Source organism: Moorena sp. SIO2C4, assembly GCF_010672485.1.
Classification (GTDB): Bacteria; Cyanobacteriota; Cyanobacteriia; order Cyanobacteriales; family Coleofasciculaceae; genus Moorena; species Moorena producens.
On record NZ_JAAHGN010000188.1, the window covers coordinates 1 to 9,150 of the forward strand.

7 protein-coding genes and 1 pseudogene are annotated in these 9,150 nt (G+C 44.0%); 4 read left to right on the plus strand and 4 right to left on the minus strand.

The window, feature by feature from the left end; translation table 11 throughout:
• A pseudogene (locus F6K20_RS39930) lies at positions 1 to 1,878 on the minus strand (amino acid adenylation domain-containing protein); the annotation flags it as partial.
• A gap of 406 nt (positions 1,879 to 2,284) precedes the next feature.
• Here F6K20_RS39930 and F6K20_RS12640 point away from each other — a divergent pair.
• The 4 genes from F6K20_RS12640 (at position 2,285) to F6K20_RS12655 (ending at position 5,703) form a co-directional block, all read left to right on the plus strand.
• Entirely contained in the window at positions 2,285 to 2,872 is a 588-nt protein-coding gene (locus tag F6K20_RS12640) for a class I SAM-dependent DNA methyltransferase (RefSeq protein WP_287294886.1), read from the plus strand.
• 272 nt (positions 2,873 to 3,144) lie between these two features.
• Entirely contained in the window at positions 3,145 to 3,354 is a 210-nt protein-coding gene (locus F6K20_RS12645) for a hypothetical protein (protein ID WP_287294888.1), read from the plus strand.
• A gap of 11 nt (positions 3,355 to 3,365) precedes the next feature.
• Positions 3,366 to 4,835, plus strand: coding sequence for an Asp-tRNA(Asn)/Glu-tRNA(Gln) amidotransferase subunit GatA (gene gatA, locus F6K20_RS12650; RefSeq protein WP_071102723.1), 1,470 nt, complete (start codon positions 3,366 to 3,368; stop codon positions 4,833 to 4,835).
• 19 nt (positions 4,836 to 4,854) lie between these two features.
• Positions 4,855 to 5,703 carry an alpha/beta hydrolase gene (locus tag F6K20_RS12655; RefSeq protein WP_287294890.1) on the plus strand — a complete coding sequence of 283 codons (849 nt, stop codon included), beginning with the start codon at positions 4,855 to 4,857 and terminating at the stop codon, positions 5,701 to 5,703.
• A gap of 299 nt (positions 5,704 to 6,002) precedes the next feature.
• Here F6K20_RS12655 and F6K20_RS12660 read toward each other — a convergent pair whose 3' ends face one another.
• The 3 genes from F6K20_RS12660 to F6K20_RS12670 form a co-directional block, all read right to left on the minus strand.
• Positions 6,003 to 6,710 (minus strand): ROK family protein, encoded by a 708-nt coding sequence (locus F6K20_RS12660; protein WP_287294892.1) that lies wholly within the window; start codon positions 6,708 to 6,710, stop codon positions 6,003 to 6,005.
• 299 nt (positions 6,711 to 7,009) lie between these two features.
• Positions 7,010 to 7,915 carry a S1 RNA-binding domain-containing protein gene (locus tag F6K20_RS12665; protein WP_044495335.1) on the minus strand — a complete coding sequence of 302 codons (906 nt, stop codon included), beginning with the start codon at positions 7,913 to 7,915 and terminating at the stop codon, positions 7,010 to 7,012.
• A 77-nt stretch (positions 7,916 to 7,992) separates the two neighbouring features.
• Positions 7,993 to 8,736: a dienelactone hydrolase family protein gene (locus F6K20_RS12670; RefSeq protein ID WP_008190223.1), complete on the minus strand. Its 744-nt coding sequence runs from the start codon at positions 8,734 to 8,736 to the stop codon at positions 7,993 to 7,995.
• Positions 8,737 to 9,150 lie beyond the last annotated feature (414 nt).

Consider the following 9,150-nt stretch of genomic DNA (forward strand, 5'->3'; position numbering starts at 1 on the left):
TCACCACTTTTTCCATTACGGACACCAGGTAGTCCATGTTGGGGAAAAACTGGATAACTCCATTAATTACTACCGTGTCAAAGGTTTCGGAGTCTATTCCTTCTAAATCATCTGCTGGACTATGGCTAACCTTGACCAATTTCTCTAAAGGACTATTCTTTATTTGCTCTTCGATATAGCGGAGTCCTTGAGCTGCAATATCTGTACCCCAATAAGATTGGCAATGGGGAGCAACCCGAAACAATAGTAAACCTGTACCGCAACCAATTTCTAGTATTCGTTTGGGGTGCAAGGAGAGAATCCGCTCTACTGTATGGTCAACCCACTCCCGCACTTGTTCTTCTGGTAAGTTTTTTCCGGTATAGCTATCGTACCAGCCACCAAGATGAAAACCAGCTTCCCAATCATCTGATGGCTTACTGTAGGCTTCATCCCATACTTTTTCCCATTGCTGAACTTGCTCTGTTTCCACAGGTGCAGATTCGGATTGCCCAGGTACAAGATAAGCCACTAAACGTTTGTCTTGGTTATCTTCTCTAGCTAAAACCACAGCTTGCTTCAGGTTGGGGTGTTGGCTTAGCAATACTTCAATTTCGCCTAATTCGATACGGTAACCCCGAATCTTAACTTGGTCATCTTTACGACCGATAAACTGGATATTACCATCCGGTAGGTAGTGAGCCAAATCCCCCGTTTTGTAGAGGCGTACGCTCTGTGTCTTTACCTTGTTAAAGGGATTAGCAATAAATCTTTTGGCAGTTATTTCCGGTCGGTTCAGGTAGCCTCGCGCTAGACAAACACCACCGATGTATAACTCCCCTTCAACTCCAGCCGGAACTGGTTTTAGGGACTGATCAAGAAGATAAATCTGGGTATTAGCAATGGGACGACCAATGGCAGGAAGTGCTGGCCAACTGCTTGGGGAACCTTTTAGGGTAAAGGAGGTGACCACATGAGTTTCCGATGGGCCATAGTGATTGTGTAGCGTACAATCGTTTAGCTTCTCGAACAAGTTAGCGATCGCAGGAGTAATCTGCAACTGTTCCCCTGCGGTAATTACTTCCCGTAGACTTGCCGGAAATATTCCGAAAATATCGGCCACTTCAGCAATTTGCTGCAAAGCCACAAAGGGAAGAAATAGTCGGGCAACCTCTTGTTCTGCTAGTAAATTTAACAGAAATACTGGGTCGCGCCGCACTTCTTCCGAGATTAAAACCAGTGTTCCCCCTGCACACCAGGTCGAGAAAACTTCTTGGAAGGAAACATCAAAACTTATCGGGGCAAATTGCAGTGTTTTGCTATCGTTAGCAACTACAGTATCTTCCAGCTGCCACTTGATCAGATTAACTAGGGAACGGTGAGGCATGGCTACCCCTTTCGGCTTACCTGTAGAGCCCGAGGTGTAGATAATATAAGCCAAGTTATCAACTGTCAGGCTGCTAGTAGGATTTTGTTCGTTATGGGTAGAGATGATTTCCCAATCTGTATCTAAACAAATCACACTAGCTTGATGTTTCGGTAATTGAGAGAGTAATTTGCTTTGAGTTAGCAATACCGATGCCTGGGAGTGCTCAAGCATGTAGGCTAGGCGCTCTGGGGGATAAGCGGGGTCTAAGGGCACATAAGCTCCCCTGCTTTGAGAATTGCCAATAGTCCCACCACCATCTCAACCGAACGCTCTACACAAATCCCTACTAACACTTCAGGTTCTACGCCCAAAGTTTGTAAATGGTGCGCTAATTGATTCGCTTTAACATTCAGGGCTCGGTAGGTTAGCTGCTGGTTTCCAAAGACTACAGCAACTGCGTCCGGTGTTCGTTCTACTTGTGCTTCAAATAGCTGAGGAATACAACGGTAGTTGTCTTGCTGATTATTCAAGTTAACGTTCATCTCAAAAATTTTTCCGGCTTTCTATACTTTCCACAACTGCGGATTTTATCTCTTTTACTCCCGCTGTTTTGGGGGACTGGTTATGATTGTAAATTAGCTGAGATTATGACCCTGGTTAGTATAACACTTGACCGGCGAATAGAGAAGTATACTGTCGAAGCTGGAGACCAATCGTGAGGTACTGTATCTCATTATCGCCACTTTGTCAAAGGGGTAAAATGCCATTTATAGCGTTGATAATGGTAATCAGGTATACAGATTTTTCTCTGTTACCTATTCCCTATTTCCTCTTCCCTGTTACCTGTTACCTAAACTTTAAAATTTATGTAGCTCAACCAATTTATAACTGTTATAATTAAGTATACTATATCTAATAAATTTATCAATAAAAACTATGTCAACAACAATTGGTGCTGAAGACTATTATGATAAATTTGCTGCCAAATATGACGAGGTGTTAAAGGCCCCCAGTTCTAATGTCCAGTATGTAAATGAAGCAGTTAAAATCTTCCATCGACATAATCACCATCAAGGCAGTGTTTTAGATATTGCTTGTGGGACAGGTATCCTAAGTGAATTGTTACAAGGAGAGTTTGACTATACAGGGATTGATATTTCCAGTAAGATGCTGGATTCTGCGGCAAAAAGAGGGTATAAAACCATCCACAAGCCGATTGAAACAGCCCTCGTTGAAATTGATAGCCAGTCCTACGATTTTGTTTTTTGTTTAAGTTCGTTACTGTTTGTGGAAGACGCAGCAACAGCTATTAAGCAGATGAATCGGATTGCTCGCCAAACGATTATTTTTAGCCTTGATGAAACAACAGAGGAATATATTGAAAAGGTTGGTATACCAGTTTATGATCACTCTAAAGTTGCCATCGACAATGCCATCGAAGATTATTTTATTGTAGGTTGGACTTCTCCCACCCAAGGAATTACAATCCGAACTCGTATGATTTATATTGAATTAAATAAATAATAATTGTATAGGATTTTTAATAGCAAAGGGAATCGGGAATTGGGAATCGGGAATCGGGAATCGGGAATCGGGAAACAAGATTGTTTCTATCATTCCAGATAGGCTTACTAATTCTAATAATGTAGTTGTGAACTAGACCAGGAAGAAAACTCTACCGGTTGTGCTGGAGATAATGCGTTCGCGAAGCGGTTCCGTTCGCGTAGCGTGGCCGAAAGGCCAAGGAACATCGCGCCCAATTTCCCTGAATCAAAATCGGGTGCATCTTCTAAAAGTTGTTTGACCCAGCAGTGGTGCGTTACGGGCAGCAACCTAACCCTGGCTACGAGGCCAAACATGAAGGCCCCCCTAACGCACCCTACGCAACTCCCTGCTCCCTACTCCCTACTCCCTACTCCCTACTCCCTTTACTCAAGGCTGAGCCCAAACCCCTAAGCCATGAATTTTTTGTCAGAATACTAGAGTTGAAATGGTTAAGTCAGTAAAGGTAGTAAGCATGGACACGGTCCGCGAGTTGCATAAACAGCTAATCAACAAAGAACGCTCAGCTGTAGAAATCACCCAAGAAGCCCTAGATAAGATTCAAACCCTAGAGCCTCAAGTCCAAAGCTTCCTCCACATCACCTCAGACTATGCTTTAGAACAGGCCAGTCAAGTAGATGCGAAAATCGCAGCTGGTGAAGAGCTCGGTACCTTAGCCGGTATACCCATTGGCATCAAAGACAATATGTGTACCCAAGGGATTCCGACCACCTGCGGCTCCCGGATTCTGGCCAAGTTTGTCCCACCCTACGAGTCAACAGTGACCCAAAAACTCAAAGATGCTGGGGCAGTAATGGTAGGTAAAACCAACTTGGATGAATTTGCCATGGGGAGTTCTACGGAAAACTCGGCTTTTAAACTTACTAAAAACCCTTGGAATTTATCCCATGTCCCCGGCGGCTCCTCCGGGGGCTCAGCGGCAGCCGTTGCTTCTGGGGAATGTCCCATTGCTCTGGGTTCTGATACCGGTGGTTCTATTCGTCAACCGGCTTCTTACTGTGGAGTAGTTGGCATGAAACCGACCTATGGATTAGTATCGCGCTATGGTTTAGTGGCATTCGCATCGTCCTTAGATCAAATTGGACCATTTGCTCGCACTGTAGAAGATGCCGCTATTTTACTGAATGCGATCGCAGGATATGACCCCAATGACGCTACCAGCCTCAAAGTAGACATTCCCGACTATACCCAATTCCTGAAACCAGACCTAAAATCTAACGGTAAAGTTAAGATTGGCATTATTACAGAAACCTTTGGAGAAGGCTTAGACCCAGTAGTAGAGAAAGCAGTCACTAAAGCCATTGATCAGCTCAAAGACTTAGGTGCTGAGATTCAGGAAATTTCCTGTGCCCGATTCCGGTATGGTTTGCCTTGCTACTACATTATTGCTCCGTCAGAAGCATCAGCCAATCTAGCTCGCTACGATGGGGTTAAATATGGCTTACGGGCATCAGATGCTGACAATCTCCTTTCTATGTACACCAAAACCCGTGCTGAAGGGTTCGGTGCAGAAGTCAAGCGCCGGATTATGCTAGGAACCTATGCCCTATCCGCTGGTTACTATGATGCCTATTATCTCAAAGCCCAAAAAGTTCGTACTCTGATTAAACAGGATTTTGAGGCAGCCTTTGACAAGGTCGATGTGCTAGTCTGTCCCACAGCTCCCTCCACAGCGTTTAAAGCTGGGGAAAAGACAGAAGACCCTTTAAGTATGTATCTGACTGACCTGATGACTATTCCAGTTAACCTGGCTGGGTTACCAGGGATGAGTATACCCTGTGGCTTTGATGAACAGGGATTACCAATTGGCATGCAATTGATTAGTAATGTATTGCGCGAAGACCAGCTATTTCAAGTAGGTTATGCTTATGAACAAGCAACCGAATGGCATCTAAGCCAACCGGTTTTGAAGGATGAAGGATGAAGTATGAAGATAATTGATTATGTTGATTGTTGCAGGATTTATAGCGATCGCTTACGCCTTAGTTTGTACCTCCGTGTTGCTGTTGCAAAATCGGCTAATATTTTCTCCTGCCTCAGTGATTGAAAATACACCAGCTGACTTCGGTTTGCCTTACGAAGAGGTTTGGTTACCAATATCCACTAAGGGTAAGGTTGAGAAAATTCACAGCTGGTGGATTCCCTCTGACTCACCAGACAGTAAGGTGATGCTATATCTGCACGGTAATGCCTGTAATATTGGGTCATATCTTGAAATTGCCCAACGGTTACATCAGGTCGGTTTATCGCTGCTCCTGATTGACTACCGAGGCTATGGTTGCAGCGAGGGGAAATTTCCTAGGGAATCCCAACTTTATCAAGATGCTCAAGTGGCTTGGGATTATCTAGTCCAACAACGAGGCATCAATCCCCAAGATATTTTTGTCTATGGTTATTCCTTAGGGGGAGCAATCGGGATTGATCTAGCGGTGCGTAATCCAGAAATGGCAGGCTTGATTTTGGAAGGCTCATTTACTTCCATGCGGGATATGGCATATTATGAGGGAAAATATGGTTTCTTGCCGATCGATCTTCTGCTTACCCAGCGGTTTGACTCAATTAGTAAAATCAAGTCAATCCAAAGACCTATATTCTTAATCCATGCCATTAATGATACCACAGTTCCTGCTAGGATGAGTCAAGTCTTGTTCGATGCTGCTACAGTTCCTAAACAGCTTTGGCTAGTTCCTGATGCAGGTCACAATGATTTGACAACTGTTGCTACTGCCGAATATCAGCAGAAAATTCGGGAATTTGTCACGCAGGTTTATGCTGGAAAAGCTATAGCTTAGCACTCTAGTAGTAAGCATATGCGCTACTTGAGGTGCTGCGCGAACAGCAGTCAGCGGTCAGCGGTCAGCCTAATGCTTAAAATAAACCCAGCGTAGCGTGCGCCAATGCGCAATGGGCAAACGATAGAATTTAATAGTTCGATATTAATGAGAATTGAAAGTCTGGGGAAAAGTCCATCATAAGCATATGCTGATACGCGACACGCTGATACGCGACACGCTGATAGCTGATACGCGACACGCTGATAGCTGATACGCGACACGCTGATAGCTTAGCGCTATAGTATTTAAGGGTTTTTCTAATCCTGCCATAAAGCAATACCCCCCAATAACCCAGCGACATTGGGCACTACTTTGACATTGGGGGGTAGCTCAAAGTTAATTTTTTTGGCTTCACCACCACCAATGTAAAGGTAATTATAATTAAACAAACGCTCTAGGGATGCGATCGCTTTTTGGAGCCGATTATTCCATTTCTTCTTACCGTCTTTCTCTAAAGCCGCTCGCCCCAACTGTTCTTCGTAGGTTTCCCCTTTGCGAAAAGGATGGTGTCCCATTTCCAGATTTGGCACCAGCTTGCCATCCACAAATAAAGCCGAACCAAACCCTGTGCCTAGGGTAATCGTCAATTCCACTCCCTTGCCAGTAATTGCTCCTAATCCTTGCACATCGGCATCATTAGCTACCCGCACCGGTTTGCCTAAGCGTTGAGATAGGGTAGTAGCGAGATCAAATTCGTGCCAATCAGGATCGAGATTTACCGCTGTATAGGTTATCCCATTGCGCACCACTCCAGGAAATCCCACCGATACCCGTTCAAAATCCCCTTGTCCGAGAGCTAGGGATGCGATCGCATGAATGATAGCATCCGGCTTAGGAGGTTGGGGTGTTTCTAAGCGACTACGTTGGGTGATGGGATTACCCAATTCATCTAATACCATCACCTTAACGCCACTGCCACCAATATCTACGGTAAGGGTATGGATTGGGCTATTGTTTTGATTCATCAGGTATTTTAGTTCACGGTTCACGGTTCACGGTTGACTGTCAACAGTCAACAGTCAACAGTCAACAGTCAACAGTCAACAGTCAACAGTTATAGCACTACGCATTCAGATGTTTGACATTCCTAAACTCCGAAACTTAAGTAATCGCTTACTTTTAGGTGCGACCCGTGGCGAATTTAATTCGACGACTGTAAGCGCACCTTTGACTTCTGACTTCTAATTTCTGACGCTAAGCGTAGCGCTATAACAGTCAACAGTCAACAAGAAACAAAAAACATGATCGATTCAAACGACCTAACTTATGCTTGTAATAGTTTTTGCCTAGCACGTTCAGCACGAGCTGGAGCACTAGCCATTACCTCTGCCATCTTTTCGAGCATTTCTCCTGGGTAATTTTCTAAAACCCTGGTAGACATAGAAATACGACCTTTGCCTTCATCCAAGTTAATAATCATTACCTGGATCACTTGACCGATTTCAAACACTTTGGAGAGGTCTTCAACGAAACTTTGGCTTACTTGCTTAATGTGCAGCAAGCCATTGGTTTGATTAAAGTCCACAAACACACCAAAGGGCTTGATCGCAGCTACTTTACCTTCCACTAATTGTCCCACTTCTAGCTCAGAGAAAGTAGCAGCACGCACAGCTTCCCGCTGAGAAAGCACTAGCTTCTTGCGATCGCGATCAGCTTCTAGGAAATTGACTGTTAGTTTCTGACCAATCAAGGAATCTAGATTGTCGTGCTGACTCAAGTGCGATCGCGGAATGAATCCCCGCAATCCCCGCACATCCACGGTGACACCACCTTTATTCACTCCAGAAACCCGGACATCTAATGATTTTCCATTCTCTTGGAGTTCAACTAACCCATCCCAAACTTGCTTAATCTCCAGCTGACGCCGGGAAAGGGTAACTTGACCATCAGCATTTTGCTCCCGAATAATCAGGAAATCCATTTCCTCATTCAAGGGCAGTACTTCCGACCAATCCAGATCCGATTCTAAGGAAACTTCACTAATTGGTAGATAAGCCAGGGACTTACCACCGATGTCTACATAAGCACCATCGCTTTCGTAGTTATGTACTCTGCCACGTACCACCTGTCCCTGTTTAAACTCATAGTCGTATTCTTCTAGGGCTTGAGCAAAATCATCCATAGAAAAGGATGAATTGCTGGTGGTCGAAGAGGTTGATTTTGAATTCATGATGATTAACGGTTTAAAATCAGTAATGATTTCTGATATAGGAGCAGCTGCTTAAAAAGTTGGGAGCCGGTGACAGTTTAGTCAAGTTTTTCCCTAAACAGCTGCAAAACGTTTTGCCAAGCATCAGTAGCTGCTTTTTCATTGTAGCTAGCCCGTTGGTCACAGAAAAATCCGTGGTCTGCTCCATCGTAACGAAAGACACGATAATTAATTTTATTTTTCTCAAGAGCAGCCTCAATCTGATCAACCTCTTCTGCTGGAATGCTAGCATCTTCCATCCCAAAGAAACCATAGAGTGTACCGTTAATCTCTGGTGTGCGAGTAATCGTTGGTTCACCACCGCCAGGAGTCATGGTAGTAATCCCAGCACCATAGAACGAAGCAGTAGCTTTAATATCGGGTAAGGTAGCAGCCAGATAGGCAACATGACCCCCGAAACAAAAGCCAATAGAGCCGATGGGGTTATCTTGCACAGGGGTTTGACTCCTCAGGTAACCGATGGCCCCTTGGATGTCTCCCAGGAGTTCCGCTGCTCTGGTTTGTTCCTTGTATTCCTTGCCAATGTTAATGTCTTCAATGGTGTAACCTGTCTCAAAGCCTGGAGCAAGGCGTTGATAGAGTGCGGGAGCGATCGCAACATAGCCTTCTTTCGCAAATCGTTCTGTGATATCCCGGATATGGCCATTCACCCCAAAAATTTCTTGCAGCACCACAATTCCAGGAAGAGGTGTTTCTGCCACCGGCATTGCCAGGTAAGCTGCTATGTCTAGATCACCATTGACCACCTTGACGGTAATGCTACGAATTTCCCTATGTGTCATAATCGATTTGGAAGGATGTGAAGCTCTTGCTTGGCAGTTATAGATGCTAAGCTAAAGGTTTTCTTGGCTTTCTGAATTCAGCGCCAATTCTACAGCAGTAGCTTAACTCTAAATTATACCTGTATTTAATAAATAAATAATAAGTTTATTAACTAGTTTACTTAATTGGAGAGTTCAGGATAGTCCAGATTATTACTTTACCATCTATTAATTTTTATTGATTTTTATTGATTTTTATTGATTTAATTATTTGGGAGCTAAATCCGTTATAATTGGCTGATTTTTTTTCAGCTATCAGCTATCAGCTATCAGCTATCAGCTATCAGCTATCAGCTATCAGCTATCAGCTATCAGCTATCAGCTATCAGCTATCAGCTATCAGCTATCAGCTATCAGCTATCAGCTATCAGCTAT